Below are 24644 nucleotides of genomic sequence, written 5' to 3'. Positions count from 1 at the left end.
GGTCTTTTCGCCATGGGCATCCGCGTCGCCGACGTCACCAAGTGCTTCGGCGATTTCATGGCCGTTCACGATGTGAGCCTCGACGTGGAGACGGGCTCGCTCGTGGCGCTGCTGGGGCCCTCGGGCTCCGGCAAGAGCACCCTCCTGCGGTTGATCGCCGGCCTGGAAACCCCCGACGTCGGGCGCATCTGGATCACCGGCCAGGAGGCCACCGAACGCTCGATTCAGGAGCGCAACGTCGGCTTCGTGTTCCAGCACTTCGCCCTGTTCAAGCACCGCAGCGTGCGCCAGAACGTCGCCTTTGGCCTGGAGCTGCGGGGCTGGAAGCGCGAGGCGATCCGACGGCGGGTGGATGAACTGCTGGAGCTGGTGCAGCTCCAGGGCTTCGGCAACCGCTACCCCTCCCAGCTCTCCGGCGGCCAGCGGCAGCGCGTGGCCCTGGCCCGGGCCCTGGCCGTGCAGCCCAGGGTGCTGCTGCTGGATGAGCCGTTCAGCGCCCTCGACTACAAAGTGCGCAAGGAGCTCCGCGCCTGGCTGCGCAGCCTCCATGACGAGATGCACGTGACCACGGTGATCGTCACCCACGACCAGGAGGAGGCGATGGAGGTGGCTGACCGCATCGTGGTGATGAACCAGGGGCGGATCGAGCAGATCGGCACCCCAGCCGAGATCTACGACCACCCCCAGACCCCCTTCGTGATGAGCTTCGTGGGAGAAGTGAACATCCTGCCGCGAGGTCTGCTCTCCGAACAGGGGGTGTCGTCCTCCAGCGATTCACCCCAGTTCGTTCGGCCCCACGATGTGGAGGTGTTCCTCCAGGCGGTTGCCGGCTCGATCCCGGCGCGGCTTCGGCGGCTCAGCCACATGGGCCGGGATCTGCAGGCGGAGCTGGTGCTGGCCGATGGCCAGACCGTCCTGGCCCAGATCCCGCGCGATCAGTTGGATCCCCAGGCCCTGACCGTTGGCGACACCCTGCACATCCGCAGCCGCCAGGCCCGGACGTTTGAGCCCGATTACTCAATCTGAGCCGGTGCTCCAGCGCAACGCCGTAGCGACCCCAGCAGGGCTGCGCCCAGCCAGATCCAGCCGTGCAGGCTGAAGCTCATCACACCACCGAAGAAGCCATTGACATTGCAACCGGAGGCCAGCAGCCCCCCGTAGCCCATCAGCACACCGCCAGCGCCACGGCGCGCCAGCTCGGCAACCCCGATCGGCCCACGGCCCCGCCAACTGACCGTGCCCATGGCGATCTCCGCGGACAGCTCCCCCGCCACCACAGCCAGATCCAGCAGCACCGGCTCCAGCAGCCACCAGGGCCGCTCACCCTGAAGCAGCGCCGAACGGGCTGGGGCGGACCAGAGTCGGGAGCTCACCGGATTCCAACCCAACAGTGAAGCGGCCTTGGCCCCGGTGGTCGCCAGCGCCAACAAGGCCGCGCCGCCATAGGCGGGCTGCGTCGACCACAGGCACGTTCCGCTCCAGCGCTGCAGGCCCCAGGCCAGCTCCACAACAACAACCAGCTGCACCATCACCGCCGCCGCCAGGGGGAGATGATCCAGGAGCACTGGCGAGGCCAGGTAGGGCTGGGTGGTCAGCAGCGGCCGCTGCAAGCTGCCCAGAAGCGCCCCGACCACCGGACCCAGTGAGGCCAGGACCACCCCTAACCTCCGTTGGAAGTGGCGGCCAGGGTGCCGGTACCACAGCCCCGGGCCAGGACCATGCCCACCCCAAACAGAAACGCCCCCCGAGGAAGGGAAGCGTCAGGGGGACGCGCAGCAGCTGGGGCTCGAAGCCGAAGGCAGGGCCAAATGCCAGCGCCGTCGCCAGCACCAGCAACGCTGCCAGCGGCAAGTGGGGGTAAATCCCCACGGGGTCACCCGCGGCGATCAAACGGCGGTAGCCGGAGCGGAAGCCGAAGCGGCTGCGCACCAGGACCCAGGGGGCGACCCGACCAAGAATCCGGATCAACGCTTCTTGGTCTTCGCCACTGGGGCACTGTCGCTGCCCGTGTCACAGGCGAAGGCCTGGACGGGTGCGAGCGCGCACAGGGCCGCCAGGACTCCCTGCGCAGCTGCGTTCAGCCCGGGAAAGCGAGGGGAGGAACCCATAGGGGAAACCATGGCCGTCAGATGGAGGTCGCTTGCTCTGGCCCGGTCCTCACCGGGTGGGGCGAAGCGCTGTAATCCGTCCATGAGCCTTCGTAGATGCGCACGTTGGGGTACTTGAGCAGGTGCTTGAGGGTGAGGTACTGAAGACTGGCCTCTCGTCCGGTGCTGCAGGAGACGATCACGGTCTTGTCAGGGGTGATGCCCCGACTCACGAAGAGCGCCCGCAACTCCTCGATCGACTTGAGCTTGTGGGCGTTCTTTTTGGCCTCATCGGGGTTGTTCGCCTCCGTGAGCAACTGCCAGGGGATGTTCCTGGCCCCGGGGATGTGGCCGTTGCGAATGAAGGTCTGGTCGGTGCCCTCGAACTGGGCCTTGGGCCGCGGATCGATGATCACCACATCCCTGTTGCCAATCAAGGGAACCAGCTCCTTGAGGGAGATGTTCAGCCCCTGGACGGCCGTGGGCTTGAACGTCCCCGCCTTGAAGGTGGGGAACGCCTTGGTGATGGGAGCACCTGTGGCCCTGAAGCCGCCCAGGCCTCCGTCGATGATCGCCACCCTGGGCACACCACTCTTCTCGAGGATGTAGGCCACCAGGGCGCTGCCGAGCACATTGGTGCCATCGGAGTAGATCAGCACCGAGTCTTTGTTGCTGATGCCAGCGCGGCTGATCAATCCGGACAGTTCAGTGGGGCCCCAGATCTGGAAGGGAAGACGGCCGTTGGGGCCGCGAAATGCCTGCTCGGAGAGATGCACCGCACCGGGAATGTGGCCACCGATGTAATCGAGGGGTGGCACCGGGCGTACGTCGAGCACCTTCCATCCTCCGGATTTCAAACCGGCGACGGCCTGATCAGGGCTCAGCACCTGAAAGGTGGTTGAGCCGGACGGGAGCGTGGCCACCCCAGGGACAACTGAGCTGGCAACGGGGGCCACTTTGGCGAACGAGGAAGGTGACAGCTGCAGGGCCAGGGCCGTGACGCCCAGGGCTCCAACGGCTGCGCTGATGAGCAGAGGGGGGTTGGCGCGTGGGGCGATTCGAGACATAGAACGCTATGGCGAGCGGTAATACGATGTTAAGTTGACGGGCGCTGAATCGGGTGTGTTTGAAGCTGCCTTTTTCATGGCGCTGATCAGAAGCTTTGATCAGCCTTCTTGCGACCGCTGCGGCCAACCATGGCAAATGGGCCAGCTTCCTCTCCAGCCACAATCCCTGCCCCAGGTACGACATGACCCACGTGCCCGTGGGTCCATCGCGCCGGCGCCATGGTCAGTGAAAAGATGATGATCCGAAGAAGTCCACCCACCCTGGAGCACCCTCAACCCATCGGACAGGGCTTGCCTGAAGAGGCTTCAAGCGAGGATTCATCACATCCGCTGCTCTTGATGATCAATCGCTGGGCAGATTCGACCCAGAAAGAAGCCAGGCGCACATCCGAGCGGAATTGGGCCAGAGTGGCCGAATCCTGGTGTCGCCGCAGCTGGCCATTCTTGAGCACCAAGGTGTAGCGCTCAGGGATCACGCGGTGAGCCATGAGCATCAACTCCGAACGGGTGGCAAGGCGCTGGAAGGGATGAACAGGTCCTCCTTGCTCACCTGCTGCAGTAGCCCATCCACCTTGTAGCGGTTCAGCATCTTGGTCACCGTCACCCGGGTGAGGCCGCAGAGATCAGCGAGGGCCTTGTGGGTGAGATTCATGTCCTTGAGTGAAAGCCGGTAGCCGCGGCTGCTCACCTGGCCAAAACGCCTGCCGATCCACCTGAGCAGTCCGAGCAGGCGGCTATCGGCAGAGCGAATCCGGTTGATCTGGAAAATCTCTTCCAGATTCTGGATCTGGCGGCGCAGGAACGCATCGACATCACCGGCCGAGGGGTGGAACTGCTCGACCACCACGGTGGTGAGGCACTGGATTTCAAGCGGCCGCAGGGCGGAGTAGGTGGCGGTGACCCAATCACCGGGACCCCAGACGCCGAGGGTGATGGTTTCTCCTTCCTCGTCCCAGGTGGCGGTGCGGATGTAGCCGTCCAGGATCTTCCAGCTCAATCCTTCGGGCAGAACGTCATTCGGTAGCAGGGTGAGGCGGAGCTGTGGCGGGATTAGAGAAGCGGTCATCGAAGGGAAGGTTCCGAGGGTTCATAGGGACGTCGAAGGGGGCCAGATCCGTACTGGCTGGACGCATTCGACAACAACAACGCATGGACGCCTCGGGCGAGATTGCCCAATCATAACACCAATAACCCATCGGCCAAGTGGTCTTTAGACCTCAACTGATGGGAAGCCCGTCGCTTCAGATGAAATACATCGCCTGGGCCTGGAGCAGGCCATCGCGCTGATCCAGCAACTGCTGCAGGTTGGTGCCCTCCAGCAGCGCCAGGCGGCTCTGCTCCAGCCGCGTCGCCAGGCTGCCCAGCACATCGAATTCGGGGGTCTGGCGACCGGCGGTCTCACGGCCGGAGCTTTCCCCCTCCAGGCAGTGCACGACCTCCGCCACCCGAACCTCCGCCGGCGGACGAAGGAGTTGGTAGCCCCCCTTGGGGCCGCGGATGCTGCGCAGAATCCCGCCCCGACGAAGGCTGGTGAGCATCTGCTCCAGGTAGCGGTCAGGGATGTTCTGGCGGGCGGCGATCTCGGCCACCTGGAGCACGCCACCGCTGGCATGGATGCTCGCCAGCTCAATCAGGGCCACGAGTCCGTACTCGGTCTTTGCGCTGAATGCCAAGGCCTGGATGCTCCGCTTCGCGCTGGATGGATCATCGCAGCAGCCCAGGCGCGGAACCGAATCACCTCGCAGCCCGCCGGATGTAGCCGGAATGACACGCTCCGGGCCTGGCGATCCCTAGGTTTTCCATGTAGTACATCGGGTTACAGTGGTTCAATCGACTTCCAAGGCCGGGCGGCGCGCTGCCCTGGGCCTGGGCATGGCCGTGATCGCCGGACTGCCCCTGGCCGTCAGCGCCTCGATCCCCCTGTTGGGCGCGCCCGCCCAGGCCCAGCAAAAGAAAGAAATCCTGCTGGTCAGCTACGCCGTCACCAAGGCCGCCTACGACAGGATCATTCCCCTCTTCGAAGCCGACTACCGGAAAAGGACCGGCCAGGCCGTGACCGTCAAAACCAGCTACGGCGGCTCCGGCTCCCAGACCCGGGCGGTGGTCGATGGCCTGGAGGCCGATGTGGTGGGCCTCGCCCTCTCCGGTGACATCCTCAAGATCGAAGAGGCCGGCCTGATCAAACCAGGCTGGGAGAAGGAGAACCCCAACAATTCGATCATCACCAACTCGCTGGTGGTCTTCTTCACCCGTGCGGGCAACCCCAAGAAGATCAACAGCTGGAAGGACCTCGACAACAAGAACGTCGACGTGGTGACCGCCAACCCCAAGACCTCCGGCGGCGCCCGCTGGAACTTCCTCGGCCTGTGGGGCTCGGTCACTCAAACGGGTGGAACGGAAACCCAGGCCCGCAACTTCGTGACCACGGTGTACAGGAACGTGGACGTGCTGCCCAAGGATGCCCGTGAGGCCACCGACACCTTCGTGAAACGCCGGAAGGGCGATGTGCTGCTGAATTACGAAAACGAGGCGATCCTCGCCAGAAAGACCGGCGAGTGGACCGTTCCCTACAAGATCCCCAGCCCCAACATCCTGATCGAGGGTCCGATCGCCGTGGTCGACAGGAACGTCGACAAGAAGGGGACGCGCAGGATCGCCGAGGCCTTCACCCGGTTCCTTTACACCCCGGCGGCCCAGAAGGCTTTCACCGATAACGGTTTCCGTCCGGTGACGGCTGAGGGCAAAGCTGCGGCCAAAGGCAAGTTCCAGCCGGTTCAGACCTACACCGCCGGCTCATTCGGTGGCTGGAAGTCGATCAATTCCAAGATCTTCGGCAAAGGGGGCCTCTGGGATTCAATCTTCGCCAGGAGCCGCTGAGGCCAGGGTCGGACCCGCGCAAGCTGGTCTCCTAAGGTAAGGCCTGGTTTTTGATCGCCTTTCCGCCGTTTCCATGCCCGCCTGCCCCTTGCCGCCTCGAATCCATCGGCTGGGGGCCGGGCTGGCCCTCGCTCTGCTCCTCTCGGCCTGCGGGGGCCCGGCCGGGACCTCCAACGGCAGTGGTCAGCCCAAACAGTTGTTGCTGGTGAGCTACGCCGTCACCAAGGCGGCCTACGACCGCATCCTTCCCGCCTTCCGTGCCGACTGGAAGGCACGAACTGGGGAAGACCTGGAAATCCGGACGAGCTACGGCGGGTCCGGAAGCCAGACGCGCGCCATCATCGATGGACTTGAGGCCGATGTGGCCGGCCTCGCGCTAGGCGCCGACGTCAACAAGCTTCAGCAGGCCGGTCTGATCGAACCGGGTTGGGAGAAGGAACTGCCGAACGACTCCGTCATCACCCACTCCACGGTCGCCCTGCTCACCCGCCCGGGCAATCCCAAGGGAATCAAGACCTGGCAGGATCTCAACCGCAAGGATGTGGAGGTGGTGAGCGCCAACCCCAGGACCTCCGGCGGGGCCCGCTGGAACTTCCTGGGGCTGTGGGGCTCGATCACCCAGACCGGTGGCAGTGACGCCCAGGCGAAAGCCTTTGTCAGCGCGGTCTACGGCAACGTCAAAAACCTGCCCAAGGATGCCCGGGAGGCCTCCGATGTGTTTCTCAAGCGCAACCAGGGTGATGTGCTGCTCAACTACGAGAACGAGGCGATCCTTGCCACCAGAACAGGCGATCTGAAGGCCCCCTACCTGGTCCCCGATCCAAACATCCGGATCGATGGCCCGGTCGCGGTCGTCGACAGGAACGTCGACCGCAGGGGCACCCGCAGGGAGGCTGAGGCCCTGGCCCGTTACTTGATGTCGGCGCCGGCGCAGACGATCTTTGCCGAGGAGGGCTTCCGCCCGGTGAACCCCGGGGTGTGGTCCAAGGTCAAGGGACGCTTCGCCCCCGTCGGCTCGCTGTTCACGGTGGAGGCCTTTGGGGGCTGGTCCAGGGTGGAGGCCTCCTTCTTCAGTGCTGGTGGTCTCTGGGACCAACTGTTCGACAGGGCCCGCCGATGATGGGGGGCTCAGCCCCTGCCGGGCATGTGTGAACTGCTGGCCCTCAGCGCCAACACCCCCACCGACATGACCTTCTCCTTCCGGGGTCTGGCCCGCCGTGGTGGCGCCACGGGCGACCACGGCGATGGCTGGGGGCTGGCCAGCTTCGCCCCCCAGGGCGGCGGCGTCACGATCTACCGCGAGAAGGAACCGGCGGCCTTCTGCCCCCTGGCCGCCCGGGTGGCTGACCTCGATCTCAAGGCCCACTGTTCGATCGCCCACATCCGCAAGGCCACCATGGGGGAGGTGGCCCTGGAGAACTGCCACCCCTTCCACCGCCGCTGGGGCGGCCAGGATTGGGTCTTCGCCCACAACGGCGACATCCCCGGGGAACTCCCCACGGGCCCCACCTATCGGCCCGAGGGCAGCACCGACAGTGAAGCGGCCTTCTGCTGGATTCTGGAATCGCTCAGCGCCGCCGGACTCAGCCCCTACGACGAAGAGGCTCTGTCCGACCAACTGGTGCGCTGCTCCAACGATCTGGCGGGGAAGGGCATCTTCAACTGTCTGATCAGCAACGGCGCCTGGCTGTTCGCCTATGCCAGCACGAAGTTGCACACGCTCACCCGCCGGGCCCCCTTCACCACCGCCACCCTGGCCGATGACGACCTGACGGTGGATTTCTCCAAGCTGACCACTCCTGATGATGTCGTCACAATCGTGAGCACCGCTCCGCTCACCACCAATGAGCTATGGCGCGCCCTCGAGCCGGGAGAGGCCTTGCTGCTGAATGCAGGAGAAGTGATCCGCCATCATCGGGCAGCGGTCAGGAACTGATCGAGACCGCCGGCGATGCCGTAGACGTAGGACTAGCCCAGTTGGCTGAGGCGCTCGACCAGGGATTGCGAACGGGTCTGTCCATTGCTGTAGCAAAGGATCGGCGCTGAACGATCGGGCAGCCATTGGCTTAGATCTCGATCCCCCTGGTCGATGGGAAGCACCTCAGCACCGGTGATGTGGGCAGCAGAGAACTCCTGAGCCGTGCGGGCATCCAGGAGCGTGGTCCCTTCCCAGATCAGGAGGCGGGCCTCGAGGGGCATGAGCTGACGGCGGCGGAGCCGATCCAGCGCCCGTTGATCCAGCAGCGCCTCAACTGCCTGGGTGGGCTCCAGATCGGGCAGAACCCGCTCGTCGTGGCCAGAGGAATCGAAGGAGGAAAGCACAGTGGGGCTTCATGACCCACAAACCCTATGGCTGAAGCGTGGCATTGACGTGGCCCCTGCCACAGCCCCGAGCAAGATCAAACACCACGGGCCCTGGACGGACAGCGGAGGATCAGTGGGCAGGCCTGAGGGGCTCGCAAGCAACGCCGGTCCAGCAGGCATGGGAGTGGATCACAGGGGCCTCGACAAAGCCGAAGCCCCTATTTTCTACGGTTTGTTGCTCGGACTACCGTTCTTTGACAGTCCGACGGCCAAGGATCCCACCAGCCTCTCCCCAAGGCCCTACCGCCCAGCGCCATGACCGCCCGTCCCCCGATCCATCTCAGCCCCCAGGAGCTGATGCAACTCCAGGCCGGCGCTGGCCCCCATGCCGCTCGCCTGGTGGTCGACATCCGGCCGCGCCGGACCTTTCGCAGCGCCCACATCCCCGGCAGCCACAACATCCCCCTGGCCAACCTGGTGAGCGGTGAACCGCCCGAGGGCGATCTGGTGCTGATCGCTGCCTCCGACCAGGACAGCGGCCGCGCGATCGACGCCCTTCACCAGCAGGGGTATCCCCGACGGATCGAACACCTGGGCGGCGGCTTCGAGGCGTGGTATCAGCAGGGGCTCCCAGTGGAGGGTTCAGGCTCCCATCCCCTGCCGGACCGCCCTGCGCACGTCCCCTGGGTTCCTGGCTGGCCAAGGGCACCGGCGGGCTGTCACGGACCATCGGCTGCGGGCGTGAGCCCTCGCCAAGCGGTCCGCCACGCCTCCCTCCAATCTCCAACGACGTCAGCGGGATGAGCCTCTGAACGCGGCCAAGGCCGGGTGCACCGGCACACCGTCGGCGGTCTTGAGCCGGGCCAGGCCGATCAGCACCAGGGGCAGACCGACACCGATTGGCGCCAACAGACAGCCAACGGCGATCAGCACCGTGGGGCCGAAGTTGTTGGGGACCGGTACCGCGACCGTGCGCAGGCGCCTCCGTCTGCGCTGGAGGGAGACCGTCATCGCCTGGGCCTGCCGCTCAAATCCCCGCACCGCCATCGAAGGTGTCCTGGCGGGCCTTGGCCTGGCTCACGAAACTTCCCGCCGGAACGCTCTGGGTGACCCAGACGTTGCCGCCGATGGTGGAATGCGCGCCGATGGTGATCCGCCCGAGCACCGTGGCGCCGGCATAGATCACCACGTCGTCCTCGACGATCGGATGGCGGGGCTGACCCTTGATCAGGGCGCCGCTCTCGTCGCGGGGGAAACTGCGGGCCCCGAGGGTGACCGCCTGGTAGAGCCGCACCCTCTCGCCGATGATGCAGGTCTCGCCGATCACCACGCCGGTGCCGTGGTCGATGAAGAACTCGGCGCCGATGGAGGCCCCGGGGTGAATGTCGACGCCCGTTTCGGAGTGGCCCAGCTCGGAGATGATCCGCGCGATCAGGGGCAGTCCGAGCCGGTAGAGCTCGTGGGCGATGCGATGGGTGGTGATCGCCCGGATGCCCGGGTAGCAGAACAACACCTCGTCGAGGTTCTTGGCGGCGGGATCCCCCAGGTGAGCCGCCAGCAGATCCCCCTCCAGCAGGCGGCGGATGCCCGGGAGCTGCGCGGCGAACTGTCCGGTCAGCTCGATGGCCTGGAGCTGAAGCGCATTGAGATCAAGGTGGAGCGCACTGCCGCTGAGCCAGAGCTCCCGTTTGACCTGCTCGGCGAGCAACTGGAGCGTCTGATCAAGGGTGTGGCCGATGAAATAGGTGAGGCCCGCGCCGGAGCGGTCGGGGTCACCGAAATGGTGGGGGAAGAGCACCGAGCGCAGGCCCGTGAACACCCGCTGGAGCAACTCCGGCGAGGGCAGCGGGAAGGGATGGTGGCGGGCCCAGTCGAGGCCGGTGTGGCTGGTGGGCTGGGAGAGCGCCTCGACGATGCCGCCCAGGTCCCAGGTGCAGGGGCTGCCACCGGCCCCGGCCCTGGAGCCCTCGGGCTGCTCGACGATCCGTATGGGGAAAGGAAGCTCCTGGGGCACCATGGCGCGAAATGAACCCCGTCGATGGGCTGGCCGAGGCTGTCGCGATCCTGCCATGGCCTGCGGGGGGAAGAACCGGCCAGGGCGGGGGCGGACGTAGTCCAGGCAACACGGACCGCCGCTGACCCTGCAGTTAGGTGGGCCGAACGCCTTCCCTTCCCTTGAGCCGCAGCGTTTCCCCTGGCGAGGCCGCACGCTTCTGGCTGCAGCTCGGTCTGATCAGCTTCGGCGGTCCCGCCGGCCAGGTGGCCCTGATGCACAGCGAACTGGTGGACCGCCGGCGCTGGCTCTCGGAGCGCCGTTTTCTGCATGCGCTCAATTACGCGATGGTGCTCCCCGGGCCGGAGGCCCAGCAGCTGGCCACCTACATCGGCTGGCTCAACCACGGGGTGGCCGGAGGCCTGGTGGCGGGGAGCCTGTTCATCCTGCCCTCGCTGCTGCTGCTGATCGCCCTCTCCACGGTCTACGTGGTCTGGGGTCAGCTGCCGGCGCTGGCGGCGGTGTTCTGGGCGCTCAAGCCCACGGTCACGGCGATCGTGCTGCAGGCGGCCTGGCGGGTGGGCCAGCGCACCCTCCACAACGCCGTGCTCGGGGCGATCGCCGTGGCGGCCTTCATCGCCCTCACGCTGCTGAAGCTGCCGTTTCCGGCCCTGATCGCCGGCGCCGCCCTGATCGGCTGGATCGGTGGCCGGCTCCGCCCCGAGCTGTTCCGGGGTGGGGGGCGCCATGGCGCAGCCAGCGGCGGGGCGGTCCCGGAATCGAACCTGGAGATTCTCCATGGCGATGACTCGCCCACACCGGAGCACGCCCGTTTCAGCCAGCGGCGGTTGGCGCTCACCCTGCTGGCGGCGGCTCTGGCCCTGGGTCTGCCCCTGGCCTGGCTCACGGCGATCAACGGCTGGAATGGAGGCCTGGTGGCCATGGCGCGCTTCTTCACCCAGGTGGCCCTGGTCAGCTTCGGCGGCGCCTATGCGGTGCTCCCCTACGTGAGCGAGGCGGCGGTCAACCAGTTCCACTGGCTCTCCGCCAGCCAGATGATCGACGGCCTGGCCCTGGGGGAGACCACCCCCGGGCCGCTGATCATGGTGGTCAGCTTCGTGGGCTTCATGGGGGGCTGGAACACGCCGCTGTTCGGTGAAACCCAGGTGTGGAGCTCGGCGGTGGCGGCGGCGCTCACCGTCACCTGGTTCACCTTCCTGCCTTCGTTCGTGTTCATCCTCGCGGGCGGGCCGCTGGTGGAGGCCAGCCGCGAGGACCTGCGCCTCGGTGGTGTACTGACGGCGATCACCGCCGCCGTGGTGGGGGTGATCGTCAACCTGGCGGTGTTCTTCGCCGGCCACGTGCTCTGGCCCGAGGGCGGCGGCGGCCGCTTCGACGTTCCCGCGCTGGTGCTGATGCTGGCGGCCGGTTGGGCGTTGCTGGCCTGGCGCTGGTCGGTGCTGAAGGTGATCGGCGCGGCCGCCCTGATCGGTTTGCTCAAGCTGCTGCTGGAATCGCTGCCCTAGAGGATCTGGGCGAGGAACTGGCGGCTGCGCTCGTGGCTGGGGTTGGTGAAGAAGGTGGCGGGATCGGCCTCCTCCACCACCTGGCCTTCGGCCATCAGCACCACCCGGTGGGCCACCTCGCGGGCAAAACCCACCTCGTGGGTGACCACCACCATGGTCATGCCGTCGGCGGCCAGATTGCGCATCACCTCCAGCACCTCGCGCACCATCTCAGGATCGAGCGAGCTGGTGGGTTCATCGAACAACAGGATGCGCGGCTCCATGCACAGGGAGCGGGCGATCGCCACCCGCTGCTGCTGGCCGCCGGAGAGTTGGCCGGGGTACTTATCGGCCTGCTCGCGGATGCCGACCCGCTCCAGCAGGGCGTAGGCCTGCTCCTCCACTTCCGCCTTCGGGCGCTTGCGCACCTGGATCGGCGCCAGGGTGAGGTTCTCAAGCACGCTCAGGTGCGGAAAAAGATTGAACTGCTGGAACACCATCCCCACCTCGCGGCGGATCGCGTCGATGTCGCGCAGGTCGTTGGAGAGCGCCCGGCCATCGACGGTGATGCTGCCCTGCTGGAAATCCTCCAGGGCGTTGAAGGTGCGGATGAAGGTGCTCTTGCCCGAACCAGAAGGTCCCATCACCACCACCACTTCGCCCCGATGCACGGTGAGATCCACGCCGCGCAGGGCATGGAACCCGTTCGGGTACCACTTCTGGACCCCACGGGCCTCGATCATGCATTCGGCGGAGGGCTGGTTCATGGCTCAGGCAGGGCGGGTGGTGTCGAGGCGGCGTTCCAGGGCACGGCTGCCCAGGCCCAAGGCGGCGCAGCAGCACCAGAACAACACCGCCAGGGTGAGGTAAACCTCGGCGTTCTTGCCCAGGTAGGCCGGGTTGGCCATCACCGAGCGAGCCATCCCGAGCAGATCGAGCAGACCGATCAGTGAGAGCAAGGTGGTGTCCTGCAGCAGGGAGATGAACTGCCCCACCATGGTGGGCAGGGCGGTGCGCAGGGCCTGGGGCAGCACCACAGCGCCGAGGGTCTGGGGCACGGAGAGCCCCAGGGATCGGGCCGCCTCCACCTGGCCGCGGGGCACCGCCGCCAGGCCGGAGCGCACCGCCTCGGCCAGGTAGGCGGCACAGAACAAGGTGAGCACCGCAGCCGCCCGCCAGACCCGATCGGGGGCGAGGCCCCCCGGCAGGAGAAAGCCCAGGATGTTCTGACCCAGGAACAACAGGGTGATCAGCGGCGCGCCGCGGATGAACTCGATGTAGAGCACCGAACCCCACCGCAGCAAAGGCAGTTCACTGCGCCGCCCCAGGGCCAGCAGCACCCCCAGGGGGAAGCTCAGCAGCATCGCCAGGCTCGCCATCAACAGGGTCAGCAGCAGGCCGCCCCACTCGGAGGGGGCCACGCTGCCCAGCCCCAGGCCGCCGGCGATCAGCCAGAGGCCGATCAGATAGAGCAGGGGAAAGCCCAGGGGCAGCAGGCGCCTGACCCTGGGGTGCAACCGAGCGAGCCCGGCGGCACCCCAGCGGCCGAAGGCCCAGCGCAGGCCCAGCAGCAGGGCGGTGATCGCCCACCAGCGCACCTGCAAGGGCAGGCTGAGCCCCAGGGCGGCCGGGGCCCAGAGGCCCAGGGCCACCAGCAGGACGCTGGCAAGGCGATCGTTGAACGGCCAGCGGCGACCGCGCAGCAGCCCCCAGCCCAGACCGGTGGCGGCCGCCAGCAGGCCCACCAGCAGCCACAGGCGCCATTGCTGCTCGACCGGGTAACGGCCCACCGCCAGCAGGGTGCCGTTGGCCTGGATCACCAGCCACTGGGCCCGGCCGAAGGCCCAGCCCAGGAAGCCGATGGCCGCGGCCGTGATCGCCACGATCAGCACGGCGCTCACCGCCCCATCAAGGGGGGTGGCGGCCAACTCGCGCTTCAGGCGTTGGGGCAGGGAGAGCGTCATCAGCGTTCCCGGATCTGGACCAGGCCATTGAGGCCGTTCATCAGCGCGGAGATCAGCAGATCCAGCACCAGGTAAGCGCCCAGCAGCAGCACGATCACCTCAACCGCACGACCGGTCTGGTTCAAGGTGGTTTCGGCCACGGAATAGAGGTCGGTGTAACCCACGGCCACCGCCAGGGAAGAGTTTTTGGCCAGGGAAATGTATTGGCTGTTGAGGCCCGGGATGATCACTCGCAGGGCCTGGGGCAGCACAACCCGGCGCAGGGTGGTGGCCCAGTGCAGCCCGAGGGAGGCGGCCGCCTCCCACTGGCCCTTGGGCACCGCGGCGATGCCGCCGCGCACCACCTCGGCGATGAAAGCACCGGTGTAGGCGACCAGGCCGGTGAGCAGGGCGGTGAACTCCACCGAGAGCCGCAGGGGGGCTTGCCAGACTCCGTTCACCAGGTGAGGCCCCTGCCAGTGCCAACCGGCCTCGAACCCGGCGCCGTAGAACCCTGATTTCGCCAGCACCACCCCGGGGAACTGCAGGGCCTCGGTGCCGTTGGGCAACGAGAGGAACACCACGAAGTACCAGAACACCAGCTGCAGCAGCAGCGGGATGTTGCGAATCACCTCCACATACACCGCCGCCAGGCGCCGCAGCAGGCCATTGCTGCTGAACGAGGCCATGCCCAGCAACGTGCCCAGCAGGGTGGCGCCCACCAGCCCGAACCCCACCGCCCGCAGGGTGTTCACCAGGCCGGCCAGCAGCCCACGCCAGTAGGGCATCTCGGCGTTGAACGGCAGCACCGACTCGGAGAGGTCGAAGCCGGCCGGCTGGCCCAGCCAGCGCCAGCTGAGCAACAGCCCGGCGGCGGTGAGGTTGCGCACCAGATTTCCGAGCAAAAAGGCGATCACCACGAGGATCACCAGACCCACGAAGGCCTGAACCAGCCAGGGCATCACCCGCCGGTCCCGCCACCAAGGGGGCCGTGGGGCCGCCGCGGGCTCCAGGGAATGGCTCAACGGAAGGGGGGCGAGTAGATCAGACCACCTTCGCTCCACTGGCGGTTCAGCCCACGTTCAAGCTTGAGCTTGGAGGTCGCCCCCACGTTGCGTTCAAAGATCTCGCCGTAGTTCCCCACGGCGCTCACCGCCTTGACGACGAAATCAGGGGGCAGGCCCAGCTGCTTGCCAAAGTCGCCCTCCACCCCGAGGAAGCGGCGCAGGTCGGCGAGGTTGGGTTTGGCTTTGGCCTCGGCCAGCTTGGCGGCGATGTTGGCTTTGGTGATTCCCAGTTCCTCGGCCTGGAAGAGGCTGAAAATGGTCCAGCGCACGGCATCGGCCCAGGCGGGATCAGCGTTCACCGTGGCCGGGGTGAGGGGTTCCTTGCTGAGCACCTCCGGCAGCAACTCATGGGCTTTGGGGTCCGGGAAGCTGGTGCGCTTGGCCGCAAGCTGGGAGCGATCGCTGGTGACCGCCACGCAGCGCCCCCCCAGATAAGCGGTGTAGGTCTGGTCGCCGGTCTGGAACTTGAGCGGCGTGTAGGCCGCCTTGATCTCACGCATGCGGTCGGCGAGGTTGAGCTCGGTGGTGGTGCCGCTCTCCACGCAGATCGGCTTTCCGGCCAGATCCTTGAGAGACTTGACCCCGCTGGCCACCGGCACCATCACCCCCTGGCCGTCAAAAAACGTGGTGGGCGCAAAGCTCAGGCCATTGCCGCCGGCCGAATCCCGACTGAGGGTCTCAGTGGTGTTGCGCGAGAGCAGATCGATTTCACCGCTGGCCAGGGCCGCGAAGCGCTCGCTGGAGTTGAGGTTGCGGTATTCGATCTTGCCCGGGTCATCGACCACGGCGGCGGCCACCGCCTTGCAGATGTCCACATCAAGGCCGCTGTAGCGACCATCGGATTCCACGAAGCTGAAGCCCGGCAACTTGCCATCGACCCCACAGAGGAGCTTGCCACGGCTGCGAATCGTGTTGAGCTTCTCGCTCTGAACCCCATTGCCCCCGTCCTCGCTGGCGCACCCCCCGAGCACCAGGGCCAGAAGCAGAGGGGCTGCAAGCAGAAGACGATTCAGGGGAGCCATCAGGACCATGGAAACGTGCCGGCAGTTTGCCAGCGGCAGCGCATTGGTCCCGTAACCATGCCGACAGGGCCCACCTCAGGCCAGGGCCGAGGAGGTGATCTGAAGCAAACCTTCGACGCCCTGCCAGCCCAGGTAGGCCGCCAGCAACAGCGCCAGCACGCCCACCATCGGTTCGGCCCGGTGCACCAGCCAGTCCTTGACACGGGTGAGCGGTGCCTCGAGCCGACCACCGCTGAGGATCCAGAGCAGGGGCGGCAGCAACAGCAGTGACGTGGCCATCAGCACGAACACCGAACCGATCTCCAGATCGGTGCGCATCCCCGGCCGGTTGGTGATCACCAGGCCCGCCTCCTTCACATAGAACACGAAGTTCTCCGGGCTGATCAGGGCGCAGCCCATGCCGAGGCCCATCAGGGGCGCCAGATCCAGCTCGGGCAGGCGCTGCATCAACTGCATCGCCCAACCCTCCTCACCGATGCTGACCGCTGGGGTGAGCTGGAACAGACCCAGTCCCAGCAGGGCGCCAGCACCGATCAGATCCACCAGCACCTGACCGCGGCCGCCCTGGTGCATCAGGTGGGTGAAGCGTTGGCCGAAGACCACGAAGGCCCAGAGAGCACCACCGTTGGCCAGGGCCCAACCGGTGAGGTAGCTGCCGCAGCGCAACAGGGGTTTCTGGCCCAGCAAAAGGAGCGCCACCAGGGCGATGTTGATCGGCGAGAAGGCCACGCCCAGGCCCAGCATGGTGGTCTGGGTGAACCAGTGGAAGGGATGCATGCCAGGGCCGGTGATGCCTCGATTCTGGCGATCGGCCCGGGCCGCCGCGGCCGCGGCTGGGGCGGCGAGGCGCCAGCCGCGGCCTTCAAGGCTCCCGCAGGCGATGGCGCACCTCGCTGGCCGTCAGATCCTCCACCTGATCCACGGCTGCTCCGTCCGCACACCACCGCCCAGGCGCGGCGATCCACCCCTGCCGTTCAGCCACCGCCCCGTTGCGGCAGGAGCGCGCTCAACGGCTGGAGGCCAAAGCCTTCCGAGGGGGACCGACGTCCATCCATTGCAGGGTCCTGTGGTCGTTCAGCGATGCAAGCGCAGCAACGCAAAACCTTGCGCGCCCTGTTCGCCCACCCCCTCAGCCTTGGGGTCAGGATGTCCGAGGTCGAGACGCTGCTCCATGGGCTCGGGGCCGAGGTGGAAAGCCGGGGCGATCGCCTGCAGATCCACCTGGAGTCAGGACCTCAAACCGGCTCCACAGCGGCGGGCACCACCACACGACGCTCGAGGCCAAGGCGCTGCTGCGCTTGCGCCATTTCCCGCAGGAGGCGGGCGTCAGCCCTGAGAACTCCGCAACCGAACTGGATTCCCCACGCGATGACCGGGGCCACCGCCTGGCGTTGCACCTGAGCCACCAGCGCACGGATGCCTTTCGGCTCAAGAGGGATGGGTTGGCGCAGGCGGTGCTGCGCCCCCATGGACTCTGGGGCTCTGGCCAGGGGAAGCACCGATCGCCGCGACCGCGCCAGCTGCGGCCAGCGGGGGCCCCTCAACCGCGACGACCTGGAGCGCATCAGCGCGGCGTTCGCCGGCGCCAGCGTCGTGCGGCGGCTGGGCCACGGCGCGGGCGAGAGCGACCTGCGCCAGCAGTTGCTGCGCCACCTCAAGGCACACCCACGACCTGACGGGCGGATCGTCGGCGAGGTGAGCCTCAACGATGGAGGCCATGGCGAAGCGGAACCGCTGGCCATCGCCCGGGAGGAGTTCGGCAACCTTCCCCACCGCCGCCCCCTGCGGATGCCGGGCCAGGGGTTGAGGGAGGGCTGAGGGGATGGGCCCAGCAGGCCGATCACCCTGGCCAGCCCTAAGGTCGCGCCATGGCGCGCTCCCCGATCACACCCCGCAAACGCTGGGAGCAACGTTTCGAGCGCTGGCTCTGGCGCATCCGCCTGATGGCGATCGTGCCGGTGCTGATGAGCCTGGTGAGCACGGCCGCTTCCTTCGTGCTGGGCACCCGGGAGATTTTCAAGGCGCTGTTCAAGATTTTCGGCGGCCAGTTCGAGCCCAAGGGCGAAGCCAAGCTGCTGGCCGAACTGGTGTCGGGGGTCGATCTCTATCTGATCGGCATCGCCCTGCTGATTTTTGGCTACGGGGTTTACGAGCTGTTGATCTCCGACATCGAGGCGGCCCGGGGCCCCGACCAGAACAGCGGCGGACTGCTGGACATCCGCAGCCTCGACGGGCTGAAGGAAAAACTGGTGAAGGTGATCGTGGTGGCCCTGATCGTGGCCGCCTTCAAGGCGATGCTGAGCTTTCCGATCGTCGATGGCAGCTCCCTGCTCTACTTCTGCGCCAGCGTGCTGCTGTTGGCGGTGAGCGGTTATCTGGTCACAGGCGGCCCGCCCGGATCCCGGGGTCCGAAATGAGTTCAGCAGGCCTCATCCCGGGGGAAGGCCGCGACGGTGGAGCTCCCCCCGCGCGGCTGCGGCTGCGGCGCCCCGACGACTGGCACGTGCACCTGCGCGAGGGGGCTCTGCTGCAGGCGGTCGTGGGGGCAACGGCCCGGGTCTTCGCCCGGGCGATCGTGATGCCCAACCTCAGCCCACCGATCACCACCGTGGCGGCGGCGGCGGCTTACCGGGAGCAGATCCTGGCGGCGCTCCCCCGGGGAAGCGGCTTCAAGCCACTGATGACCGCTTATCTCACCGAGGCCAGCGACCCCGACGAACTGGCACGGGGCTTCTCCGAAGGGGTGTTCACCGCCTGCAAGCTCTACCCCGCCCACGCCACCACCAATTCCGCCGCCGGCGTGAGCGATCTGGCCCAGATCACCGCGGTGCTGGAGCGCCTGGAGGCCATCGGCATGCCCCTGCTGATCCACGGGGAGGTCACCGATCCGGAGGTGGACATCTTCGATCGCGAACTGGTGTTCATCGAGCGGCATCTGGAGCCGCTGCTGGGTCGATTCCCGGCTTTGAAGGTGGTGCTGGAGCACATCACCACCACCGAGGCGGTGGATTTCGTGGTGGGCGCCGGCCCGCAGTTGGCCGCCACGATCACCCCCCATCACCTGCAGATCAACCGCAACGCGATGTTCCACCGCGGCCTGCGCCCGGATTTCTACTGCCTGCCAGTCGCCAAGCGGGAACTGCACCGGCTGGCCCTGCGCCAGGCCGCCACCTCCGGCAACCCCAAGTTCTTCCTGGGCACCGATTCCGCCCCCCACCCCCGGGGCGCCAAGGAATCAGCCTGCGGCTGCGCCGGGATCTACAACGCGCCGGTCGCGATCGAGAGCTACGCCCAGGTGTTCGAGCAGGAGGGTGTCCTGGGTCGTCTGGAAGCCTTCGCCTCGGAATTCGGCCCGCGCTTCTACGGTCTGCCGCTCAATGAGGGGACGATCGAACTGCAACGGAACGCGCAGGTGGTGCCGATGCTGCTGGAGTTCGAGGGGGAGAGTGGTTCGCCGGGCCAGCGGGAGCCCCTGGCCCTGGTGCCGTTCCACGCCGGGGACACCCTGCCGTGGAAGCTGAACACCAACAAGTGACAACGGTGACAGTCAGCAGCTGGCACAGGCCCCATGCTGTCGATGTGTCGATGCGCAGCAAGACGATGGTTGTCTCTCCTTTCGCCCCCAGCCGCACCCGCGCCTACCGCCTGGTGGATCAGCACGGATGCCCCCACCCCGTCCTCGACGACCTGTACGACTCCCCCGACGCGGCCTGGGGCGAAGCGGTGCAGTGGTGGAGCGAGCAGGGGTTGGGAAGCCCGGATTCCATCGGCATCGGCGTGGAAGTGAGCACCGCCAGCGGTGACTGGCGCACCCTGCGCCATCCTGGGGCCTGAGTCATCTGAGCGCCACGGCCCAGCACCCCAGGTCCATCGGTACGCACCTGCGAGGCGCCGAACTCCTCTCCCATCCAGGGCTCAACAAGGGCACCGCCTTCAGTCGCGGCGAGCGCTTCGCCCTGGGCCTCGAAGCCCTGCTGCCCTACCAGGTGGAAACCCTGGAGCAGCAGGTGCAGCGGGTCTGGGCCCAGTTCCAGGAGTTGGACGATCCGCTCCAGCGCTTCGCCTTCGCGGCGGCCCTGCGCCAGAACAACCTCATCCTGTTCCACCGCTTCCTCGAAGAGCACATCGAGGCGGTGTTGCCGATCGTCTACACACCGACGGTGGGTGCGGCGATCCAACGCTTCAGCGCCACCTACCGCACCCCCTCCCAGGGGCTCTACCTGGCGGCCCCCGATCAGGATCGCCTGGCTGAACTGCTGGCCCAGGGCATGGCCCAGACCGGGCTCCACCCGCCAGACCTGCTGCTGGTCACCGACTCCGAGGGCATCCTGGGCATCGGCGACCAGGGCATCGGCGGCATCCACATCTGCCAGGGCAAGCTCGCGGTCTACACCCTCTGCGCCGGGCTCGATCCCGAACGCGCCCTGCCGGTGGTGCTCGATGTGGGCACCGACCGCGCCGACCTGCTCGCCGATCCCCTCTACCCCGGCTGGCGCCAGCCGCGCCTGCGCGGCGAGGCCTACGACGACTTCATCGCCACCTTCGTGGCCGCCGTGGAGCAGCTGGCACCCCACACCTTCCTGCACTGGGAAGACTTCGGCACCGCCAACGCACGGCACAACCTGGAGACCTACCGGCACCGGCTCGCCAGCTTCAACGACGACATCCAGGGCACCAGCGGCGTGGCCAGCGCCGCCGTGCTGGCAGCGGCCCAGGGGCTGGGCCAGACCCTGGCGGAGCAGCGGATCGTGATCTTCGGGGCCGGCACAGCTGGCTTCGGCATCGCCGAGCGATTGGCACGGCTGCTGGAACGGGGCGGCCTGAGCGCCCTGGAGGCCCGGCGGCGGATCTGGTTGATCGACCGCCAGGGGCTGCTGCGCAGCGACCACGACGGGCTGGCCTCCAACCTGCAGGCCTTCGCCCGCCCCCTGGAGGAGCTGGCGGCCTTCCCTCGGGATGCTGAGGGCCGCATCCCGTTGCAAGCCGTGGTGGAACAGGTGAAACCCAGCGTGTTGATCGGCACCTCCACCGTGGCTGGCGCCTTCGATCGGGCCGTGGTCGAGGCGATGGCCGCCGGCGCCGAGCGACCGATCATCCTGCCGCTCTCCAACCCCACGGCCCTGGCCGAGGCCCACCCCGCCGATCTGCTCGCTTGGAGCGGCGGCCGGGCGCTGGTGGCCACAGGCAGCCCCTTTGAGCCTGTGAGCGTGGCGGGGGTCGAGCGGCGCATCGGACAGTGCAACAACTGTTTTCTCTTTCCCGGATTGGGGCTGGCCAGCGCGGCGGTGGGGGCGAGCCAGGTGAGTGAGGACATGATCGATGCCGCTCTCAGGGCCCTGGCCCTGGCGATACCGGCCGCCCTTGACCCCGAGGCCCCCTTGATGCCGGCGCTGACGGCTGTGCGCACGGTCTCCAGGGCGGTGGCTGAGGCCGTGGCCTTTGCCGCGGTCGATCAGGGGCTGGCCCGGCGGGCCCGCAGCCACGCTGAGGCGATCGAGCGGTTGGATGCCGCCACCTGGGAGGCCCGCTACCGTCCAATCGAGGCCCTCTGAACCGGCCCGTCACCGAACGGCCCACTGCTGAGCCACCCATGGCCGCCCGTCTCGCCATCGGATCCATTCACGTCAGAGCTGAGGTGATGGAATGGATCGGCCAGGAGACCCTGGACAGGTTGCTCATGCGCCACCGCCGCGGCGACTGGGGACTGGTGGATGGGCGGGACGCCAGGGCCAACACCTTGGCGGCCTATCTGCAGCAGGGCAGCCTGCGCAGCGTCTATGCCGTGGGGGCGGGGATTCAGGTGTGGGTGATCACGGGGGATCTGGGGCTGGACAGCCTGCACACCACGGTGCTGATTCCCAGCGATGACTGATCTGCCGCCTCCGGCCAACGCCCCTTCAGCCGCAGCTCTGGCAAGGGCGGCAGGAATATCAGTCGATCGACCCAGACCGTTCGAACCGGTTGATCTAGCTTCTTCCGGCCCCCCCCTGACGCCATGACCATTCGCCCCCTGATGTCCTGCGCCCGCTCGCTCCAGCGCTTGGCCCTGTCGAGCCTGCCGGCCATGGTGGCCCTGAGCGGCTTCAGCGGCGCCCAGGCGGCCCCTGTGTGCACCTTCCTGGCGCCGATCGGTGGCAACGGCACAAGCCCGATCATCGCCAAATCCGTGGGCCGGGGAAAAGCGATCGGCAAAACCAACTGGAACACCGACTTCATCGTCAACCAGCCCTACACCAGCTTCAAGTTCTTCTTCACGGCCAACTCCTCCGACGCCGGCGCCAAGTACCCGGTGGAGGGCTTCATGAAGTTCAGCGATGGCTCCAACCTGCAGGTGATCAACGAGACCATGAACCCACCGATCGGCACCGGGCGGATGTTCGGCCCGTTCCCCGCCATCCCCGGCAAGCAGGCCAGCCAGATGAACTTCAAAGTGGGCGCCAGCAGCGACCCCGGTGCCCTGGGCTTCAGCTACAGGATTTCGGTTCAAGGCTGCCGATAGGTCGTCGGCCGTCTGGGGGCGCCCGCCAGGGTGTTGAAGCGCCATCCTGGCCTCAGGAGGGTTGTCGTTGCACCATGGCAAAGCGCCCATTCCAGGCCCCACAGGCCCCGTTGATACCCCCCGATGGCGGGCGATGAACCGTCGAGATCTGCTCAACCTGCTCGGAGTCGGCAGTGCCATGGCGGCGGTGCCCAGCCTTGCGAAGGGATCGTCCAAGCCGCGTTCAGGGCTTCCGTTCCAACCGGTGGGCACGCCCCTGCCCACTCCTGAGGATGGCCTCAGTGCCGCCCAGCAGCGCAGGGCCTACCAGCTTCTGAACCTGGAGGACCGGCTCGTGGTGCCTGAGGGCTTCCGGGCCGAGGTGCTCACGGCCTGGGGGGATCCGCTGGACGATGGCCGCATCGGCTTCAACAACGACTACCTCGCCTTTGCCGACCTCGGCGACGGGCGGGGCTTGCTGACGATGAACTTCGAGTACATCAGCGCCAGGACCTGGGGGGAAGCATTCCAGGTCGTCGTGGGGACGGAACTGCCTCTGAAGGCTCTGGCTGAACAGCTCCAGGAGCGTGGCGGCAAGGTGGATGTGAGCTCCCTTCCCCCTGACGCTTCCCTGCGCGACCTCTGCAGGCTGGTGGCCAGCGCTGCGATGGCCGATCTCGGCATCGGTGTGGCGGAGCTTCAGCGTGACGCGTCGGGGTCCTGGCGCCGCCGTGCTGGACGCTGTGACAGGCGCATCACGGGCCTGGCCGGCCTGAATGATCCGGAGCGTCGTCTGGCGGTGAGCGGACCGGCGGCTGGGGTGTTCCGAAGCCGGCAGCGGTTGGGCTTCGACGATGGCCTCGGGGACAGGGTGATCGGCACCTTCGCCAACTGTGCTGGCGGCACGACGCCCTGGGGAACCGTGCTCAGCGCGGAGGAGAACTTCCAGAGCCAAGTGGTGGAGGCGGTTCATGCCGATGGCTCGTCTCCTTTCCCCGGCGAGCGGCCCTTCGCCTACGACGGCCAGCGGTTGGAGGGCCTGGGCAATCCCTTCGCCCTCGCGGGGAACAAATATGGCTGGATGGTGGAACTGGACCCGCGGCACCCGGAGGGGGTGCCCATCAAACACAGCTGGCTGGGCCGCTTCCGCCATGAGGCGGTGGCGACAGTGGCCCGCCGTGGTGAGCCACTGATCGTCTACTCCGGAGACGATCGCCATGGGGGCCATCTCTACCGTTTCGTGAGCAGAGAATTGATCGACGATCCCACCGATCACGGCAATTCGAGGCTGTTCGAAGCCGGTCGCCTAGAGGCCGCCCGCTTCAAGGCCGATGGCACGGGCCACTGGATTCCTCTGGAGCCAGGCACCCCCGTCGATCCCCAGCGACCCAGCCACTTCACCACTCACCAGTTGGAACAGCCCACGCTGGTTCCCCATTCCGATCGCAGTCGAGCCGGCGCTGAAGCCCTGATCAGCGATGAGGCGGTGAACGCCTACCGGCAATGGTTCCGCCACTTGGGGGACCTCTACCTCGGCAACGAGGAGAAGCGAATGGGCGCGATCCTGATCGATGCCCACCTGGCGGGCAATGCCGTGGGGGCAACGGCCACAGCCCGGCCCGAAGCCACCGTGATGGATCCCACCACGGGCGATCTGGTGATCGCCTTGACAGCAGGTGGATCCAGTGAAGACGGCACCGCCGATCCCGCCATCTTTCGGGGCCCAGGGGATCAGGTCAGCTGGCCCTTCGGCTGGGTGATGCGCCTAAGCGACGAGGGGGCCAGCAAAGGAGCCCGCTTCCGCTGGCGGATGGTCGCCACCGGCGGTACCCCCTGGCAGGGGGGCATGGGCTTCAGCAACCCGGACAACCTTGCGGTGGATCGCTCCGGCAACATCTGGGTGCTCACCGACCGTTCCACCAAATCGGAATCCCTGGATGTGTTCGGCAACAACAGCTGCTGGGTGCTCCCCCGCTCGGGACCTGCCGCTGGGCAAGCACTCTGCTTCGCTACCGGGCCCATGGAATGCGAACTCACCGGGCCCTGTTTCGACAACGCCGAGACCACCCTGTTCCTGTCTGTTCAGCATCCCGGAGAGGACAACGGCACCCGCAGGGAAGGGGCCCAGGAAGCGCAAGCCCACCAGCTCGTGGACAAAGACCGTGTCCCCTTCGAACAACTGCGCTGGGTACCGCTGGGCTCCAATTGGCCCTCAGGTGTACCGGGGGCCCACCCCCGCCCCGCGGTCGTGGCCATCCGTCGACTGGCGGGAGGCCCTTTGCTGGGGTGAGGGATGGGAGG

Annotated in this window: 30 protein-coding genes; 14 read left to right on the top strand and 16 right to left on the bottom strand. The window is 67.1% G+C overall.

Translation table 11 applies throughout. The features are described from left to right. Window positions 1-12: 12 nt before the first annotated feature. The gene (locus tag KBY88_RS01510; RefSeq protein WP_254938115.1) at window positions 13-1026 is read left to right on the top strand and encodes a sulfate/molybdate ABC transporter ATP-binding protein; all 1014 of its coding nucleotides are present in this window, start codon (window positions 13-15) and stop codon (window positions 1024-1026) included. Here KBY88_RS01510 and KBY88_RS01505 read toward each other — a convergent pair. The 6 genes from KBY88_RS01505 to KBY88_RS01485 form a co-directional block, all read right to left on the bottom strand. After that, the gene (locus KBY88_RS01505) at window positions 1014-1658 is read right to left on the bottom strand and encodes a YeeE/YedE thiosulfate transporter family protein (protein ID WP_254938114.1); all 645 of its coding nucleotides are present in this window, start codon (window positions 1656-1658) and stop codon (window positions 1014-1016) included. The genes KBY88_RS01510 and KBY88_RS01505 overlap by 13 nt on opposite strands. A gap of 2 nt (window positions 1659-1660) precedes the next feature. Then, the gene (locus KBY88_RS16200; protein WP_396102444.1) at window positions 1661-1810 is read right to left on the bottom strand and encodes a YeeE/YedE thiosulfate transporter family protein; all 150 of its coding nucleotides are present in this window, start codon (window positions 1808-1810) and stop codon (window positions 1661-1663) included. A gap of 315 nt (window positions 1811-2125) precedes the next feature. Further along, window positions 2126-3094 carry a sulfurtransferase gene (locus KBY88_RS01500; protein WP_315858094.1) on the bottom strand — a complete coding sequence of 323 codons (969 nt, stop codon included), beginning with the start codon at window positions 3092-3094 and terminating at the stop codon, window positions 2126-2128. A gap of 332 nt (window positions 3095-3426) precedes the next feature. After that, window positions 3427-3630 (bottom strand): hypothetical protein, encoded by a 204-nt coding sequence (locus KBY88_RS01495; protein ID WP_254938112.1) that lies wholly within the window; start codon window positions 3628-3630, stop codon window positions 3427-3429. A gap of 17 nt (window positions 3631-3647) precedes the next feature. Then, the gene (locus tag KBY88_RS01490) at window positions 3648-4220 is read right to left on the bottom strand and encodes a Crp/Fnr family transcriptional regulator (protein WP_254938111.1); all 573 of its coding nucleotides are present in this window, start codon (window positions 4218-4220) and stop codon (window positions 3648-3650) included. 175 nt (window positions 4221-4395) lie between these two features. Next, a complete protein-coding gene (locus tag KBY88_RS01485) occupies window positions 4396-4827 on the bottom strand; it encodes an RrF2 family transcriptional regulator (protein WP_254938110.1) in 432 nt (143 codons plus the stop codon). 148 nt (window positions 4828-4975) lie between these two features. On the opposite strand from KBY88_RS01485, the gene KBY88_RS01480 reads away from it, so the two are divergent. The 3 genes from KBY88_RS01480 to KBY88_RS01470 all read left to right on the top strand — a co-directional run bounded on the left by KBY88_RS01480 (window position 4976) and on the right by KBY88_RS01470 (window position 7967). Beyond that, a complete protein-coding gene (locus tag KBY88_RS01480; RefSeq protein WP_315858079.1) occupies window positions 4976-6031 on the top strand; it encodes a sulfate ABC transporter substrate-binding protein in 1056 nt (351 codons plus the stop codon). Between the two features lie 73 nt (window positions 6032-6104). After that, window positions 6105-7151 carry a sulfate ABC transporter substrate-binding protein gene (locus tag KBY88_RS01475; RefSeq protein WP_254938109.1) on the top strand — a complete coding sequence of 349 codons (1047 nt, stop codon included), beginning with the start codon at window positions 6105-6107 and terminating at the stop codon, window positions 7149-7151. 24 nt (window positions 7152-7175) lie between these two features. Continuing rightward, a complete protein-coding gene (locus KBY88_RS01470) occupies window positions 7176-7967 on the top strand; it encodes a class II glutamine amidotransferase (protein ID WP_254938108.1) in 792 nt (263 codons plus the stop codon). Between the two features lie 32 nt (window positions 7968-7999). Here the strand turns inward: KBY88_RS01470 and KBY88_RS01465 are convergent, their stop codons facing one another. After that, entirely contained in the window at window positions 8000-8353 is a 354-nt protein-coding gene (locus KBY88_RS01465) for a rhodanese-like domain-containing protein (RefSeq protein ID WP_254938107.1), read from the bottom strand. 297 nt (window positions 8354-8650) lie between these two features. Between KBY88_RS01465 and KBY88_RS01460 the strand changes: the two genes are divergently transcribed. Then, the gene (locus KBY88_RS01460; protein ID WP_254938106.1) at window positions 8651-9139 is read left to right on the top strand and encodes a rhodanese-like domain-containing protein; all 489 of its coding nucleotides are present in this window, start codon (window positions 8651-8653) and stop codon (window positions 9137-9139) included. Here the strand turns inward: KBY88_RS01460 and KBY88_RS01455 are convergent. Both KBY88_RS01455 and epsC read right to left on the bottom strand, forming a co-directional pair. After that, window positions 9128-9346 carry a hypothetical protein gene (locus KBY88_RS01455; RefSeq protein WP_254938105.1) on the bottom strand — a complete coding sequence of 73 codons (219 nt, stop codon included), beginning with the start codon at window positions 9344-9346 and terminating at the stop codon, window positions 9128-9130. The two genes, KBY88_RS01460 and KBY88_RS01455, sit on opposite strands and share 12 nt — an antisense overlap. Window positions 9347-9362: 16 nt before the next feature. Further along, complete coding sequence (gene epsC, locus KBY88_RS01450) at window positions 9363-10352, bottom strand: serine O-acetyltransferase EpsC (protein WP_254938104.1); 990 nt, start codon at window positions 10350-10352, stop codon at window positions 9363-9365. Window positions 10353-10510: 158 nt separating this feature from the next. Between epsC and chrA the strand changes: the two genes are divergently transcribed. Further along, complete coding sequence (gene chrA / locus KBY88_RS01445; RefSeq protein ID WP_254938103.1) at window positions 10511-11854, top strand: chromate efflux transporter; 1344 nt, start codon at window positions 10511-10513, stop codon at window positions 11852-11854. Here chrA and KBY88_RS01440 read toward each other — a convergent pair. The 7 genes from KBY88_RS01440 to KBY88_RS01410 form a co-directional block, all read right to left on the bottom strand. Next, on the bottom strand, window positions 11851-12600 hold the full coding sequence (locus tag KBY88_RS01440; RefSeq protein ID WP_315858078.1) for an amino acid ABC transporter ATP-binding protein: 750 nt from the start codon (window positions 12598-12600) through the stop codon (window positions 11851-11853). The two genes, chrA and KBY88_RS01440, sit on opposite strands and share 4 nt — an antisense overlap. A 3-nt stretch (window positions 12601-12603) precedes the next feature. After that, window positions 12604-13797, bottom strand: a complete 1194-nt coding sequence (locus KBY88_RS01435; RefSeq protein WP_254938102.1) for an amino acid ABC transporter permease — start codon at window positions 13795-13797, stop codon at window positions 12604-12606. Beyond that, window positions 13797-14738, bottom strand: a complete 942-nt coding sequence (locus KBY88_RS01430) for an ABC transporter permease subunit (RefSeq protein WP_254938495.1) — start codon at window positions 14736-14738, stop codon at window positions 13797-13799. The genes KBY88_RS01435 and KBY88_RS01430 overlap by 1 nt, the downstream gene beginning before the upstream one ends. 59 nt (window positions 14739-14797) lie before the next feature. Further along, window positions 14798-15865 carry an amino acid ABC transporter substrate-binding protein gene (locus tag KBY88_RS01425; RefSeq protein ID WP_254938101.1) on the bottom strand — a complete coding sequence of 356 codons (1068 nt, stop codon included), beginning with the start codon at window positions 15863-15865 and terminating at the stop codon, window positions 14798-14800. A 75-nt stretch (window positions 15866-15940) separates the two neighbouring features. Further along, window positions 15941-16642, bottom strand: a complete 702-nt coding sequence (locus KBY88_RS01420; RefSeq protein WP_254938100.1) for a GAP family protein — start codon at window positions 16640-16642, stop codon at window positions 15941-15943. A gap of 297 nt (window positions 16643-16939) precedes the next feature. Continuing rightward, window positions 16940-17086 (bottom strand): hypothetical protein, encoded by a 147-nt coding sequence (locus KBY88_RS01415; protein ID WP_254938099.1) that lies wholly within the window; start codon window positions 17084-17086, stop codon window positions 16940-16942. 14 nt (window positions 17087-17100) lie between these two features. After that, window positions 17101-17334, bottom strand: coding sequence for a hypothetical protein (locus KBY88_RS01410; RefSeq protein WP_254938098.1), 234 nt, complete (start codon window positions 17332-17334; stop codon window positions 17101-17103). Here KBY88_RS01410 and KBY88_RS01405 point away from each other — a divergent pair. The 8 genes from KBY88_RS01405 to KBY88_RS01370 all read left to right on the top strand — a co-directional run bounded on the left by KBY88_RS01405 (window position 17333) and on the right by KBY88_RS01370 (window position 24633). Next, complete coding sequence (locus tag KBY88_RS01405) at window positions 17333-17683, top strand: hypothetical protein (protein WP_254938097.1); 351 nt, start codon at window positions 17333-17335, stop codon at window positions 17681-17683. The two genes, KBY88_RS01410 and KBY88_RS01405, sit on opposite strands and share 2 nt — an antisense overlap. Before the next feature lie 50 nt (window positions 17684-17733). After that, window positions 17734-18282 carry a YqhA family protein gene (locus KBY88_RS01400; protein WP_254938096.1) on the top strand — a complete coding sequence of 183 codons (549 nt, stop codon included), beginning with the start codon at window positions 17734-17736 and terminating at the stop codon, window positions 18280-18282. Continuing rightward, complete coding sequence (gene pyrC, locus KBY88_RS01395) at window positions 18279-19400, top strand: dihydroorotase (RefSeq protein ID WP_254938095.1); 1122 nt, start codon at window positions 18279-18281, stop codon at window positions 19398-19400. Before KBY88_RS01400 ends, pyrC begins: the two co-directional genes overlap by 4 nt. Window positions 19401-19405: 5 nt before the next feature. Continuing rightward, window positions 19406-19699: a hypothetical protein gene (locus tag KBY88_RS01390; protein WP_315858077.1), complete on the top strand. Its 294-nt coding sequence runs from the start codon at window positions 19406-19408 to the stop codon at window positions 19697-19699. Next, window positions 19669-21417 carry an oxaloacetate-decarboxylating malate dehydrogenase gene (gene maeA / locus KBY88_RS01385; RefSeq protein ID WP_315858093.1) on the top strand — a complete coding sequence of 583 codons (1749 nt, stop codon included), beginning with the start codon at window positions 19669-19671 and terminating at the stop codon, window positions 21415-21417. Before KBY88_RS01390 ends, maeA begins: the two co-directional genes overlap by 31 nt. Before the next feature lie 38 nt (window positions 21418-21455). Further along, window positions 21456-21737: a hypothetical protein gene (locus KBY88_RS01380; protein WP_254938094.1), complete on the top strand. Its 282-nt coding sequence runs from the start codon at window positions 21456-21458 to the stop codon at window positions 21735-21737. A gap of 192 nt (window positions 21738-21929) precedes the next feature. Beyond that, on the top strand, window positions 21930-22364 hold the full coding sequence (locus KBY88_RS01375; RefSeq protein WP_254938492.1) for a hypothetical protein: 435 nt from the start codon (window positions 21930-21932) through the stop codon (window positions 22362-22364). A gap of 133 nt (window positions 22365-22497) precedes the next feature. Next, the gene (locus tag KBY88_RS01370) at window positions 22498-24633 is read left to right on the top strand and encodes a PhoX family protein (RefSeq protein ID WP_254938093.1); all 2136 of its coding nucleotides are present in this window, start codon (window positions 22498-22500) and stop codon (window positions 24631-24633) included. The last annotated feature ends 11 nt before the right edge of the window (window positions 24634-24644 follow it).

Source organism: Cyanobium sp. Morenito 9A2 (assembly GCF_024345575.1).
Lineage (GTDB): Bacteria > Cyanobacteriota > Cyanobacteriia > PCC-6307 > Cyanobiaceae > ATX-6F1.
This window is presented reverse-complemented; position numbering and strand designations above follow the sequence as displayed.

Excerpts from the sequence above, each read along its gene's own strand:
- KBY88_RS01470 (WP_254938108.1), top strand. The coding sequence starts at position 7,176 with ATGTGTGAACTGCTGGCCCTCAGCGCCAACACCCCCACCGACATGACC.
- KBY88_RS01430 (WP_254938495.1), bottom strand. The coding sequence starts at position 14,738 with ATGCCCTGGCTGGTTCAGGCCTTCGTGGGTCTGGTGATCCTCGTGGTG.
- KBY88_RS01440 (WP_315858078.1), bottom strand. The coding sequence starts at position 12,600 with ATGAACCAGCCCTCCGCCGAATGCATGATCGAGGCCCGTGGGGTCCAG.
- KBY88_RS01380 (WP_254938094.1), top strand. The coding sequence starts at position 21,456 with ATGGCCGCCCGTCTCGCCATCGGATCCATTCACGTCAGAGCTGAGGTG.
- KBY88_RS01475 (WP_254938109.1), top strand. The coding sequence starts at position 6,105 with ATGCCCGCCTGCCCCTTGCCGCCTCGAATCCATCGGCTGGGGGCCGGG.
- KBY88_RS01460 (WP_254938106.1), top strand. The coding sequence starts at position 8,651 with ATGACCGCCCGTCCCCCGATCCATCTCAGCCCCCAGGAGCTGATGCAA.
- KBY88_RS01400 (WP_254938096.1), top strand. The coding sequence starts at position 17,734 with ATGGCGCGCTCCCCGATCACACCCCGCAAACGCTGGGAGCAACGTTTC.
- KBY88_RS01375 (WP_254938492.1), top strand. The coding sequence starts at position 21,930 with ATGGTGGCCCTGAGCGGCTTCAGCGGCGCCCAGGCGGCCCCTGTGTGC.
- KBY88_RS01435 (WP_254938102.1), bottom strand. The coding sequence starts at position 13,797 with ATGACGCTCTCCCTGCCCCAACGCCTGAAGCGCGAGTTGGCCGCCACC.
- KBY88_RS01490 (WP_254938111.1), bottom strand. The coding sequence starts at position 4,220 with ATGACCGCTTCTCTAATCCCGCCACAGCTCCGCCTCACCCTGCTACCG.
- KBY88_RS01420 (WP_254938100.1), bottom strand. The coding sequence starts at position 16,642 with ATGCATCCCTTCCACTGGTTCACCCAGACCACCATGCTGGGCCTGGGC.
- KBY88_RS01370 (WP_254938093.1), top strand. The coding sequence starts at position 22,498 with ATGAACCGTCGAGATCTGCTCAACCTGCTCGGAGTCGGCAGTGCCATG.
- pyrC (WP_254938095.1), top strand. The coding sequence starts at position 18,279 with ATGAGTTCAGCAGGCCTCATCCCGGGGGAAGGCCGCGACGGTGGAGCT.
- epsC (WP_254938104.1), bottom strand. The coding sequence starts at position 10,352 with ATGGTGCCCCAGGAGCTTCCTTTCCCCATACGGATCGTCGAGCAGCCC.
- KBY88_RS01455 (WP_254938105.1), bottom strand. The coding sequence starts at position 9,346 with ATGACGGTCTCCCTCCAGCGCAGACGGAGGCGCCTGCGCACGGTCGCG.
- KBY88_RS01510 (WP_254938115.1), top strand. The coding sequence starts at position 13 with ATGGGCATCCGCGTCGCCGACGTCACCAAGTGCTTCGGCGATTTCATG.
- KBY88_RS01425 (WP_254938101.1), bottom strand. The coding sequence starts at position 15,865 with ATGGCTCCCCTGAATCGTCTTCTGCTTGCAGCCCCTCTGCTTCTGGCC.
- KBY88_RS01410 (WP_254938098.1), bottom strand. The coding sequence starts at position 17,334 with ATGGGGGCGCAGCACCGCCTGCGCCAACCCATCCCTCTTGAGCCGAAA.
- KBY88_RS01405 (WP_254938097.1), top strand. The coding sequence starts at position 17,333 with ATGGACTCTGGGGCTCTGGCCAGGGGAAGCACCGATCGCCGCGACCGC.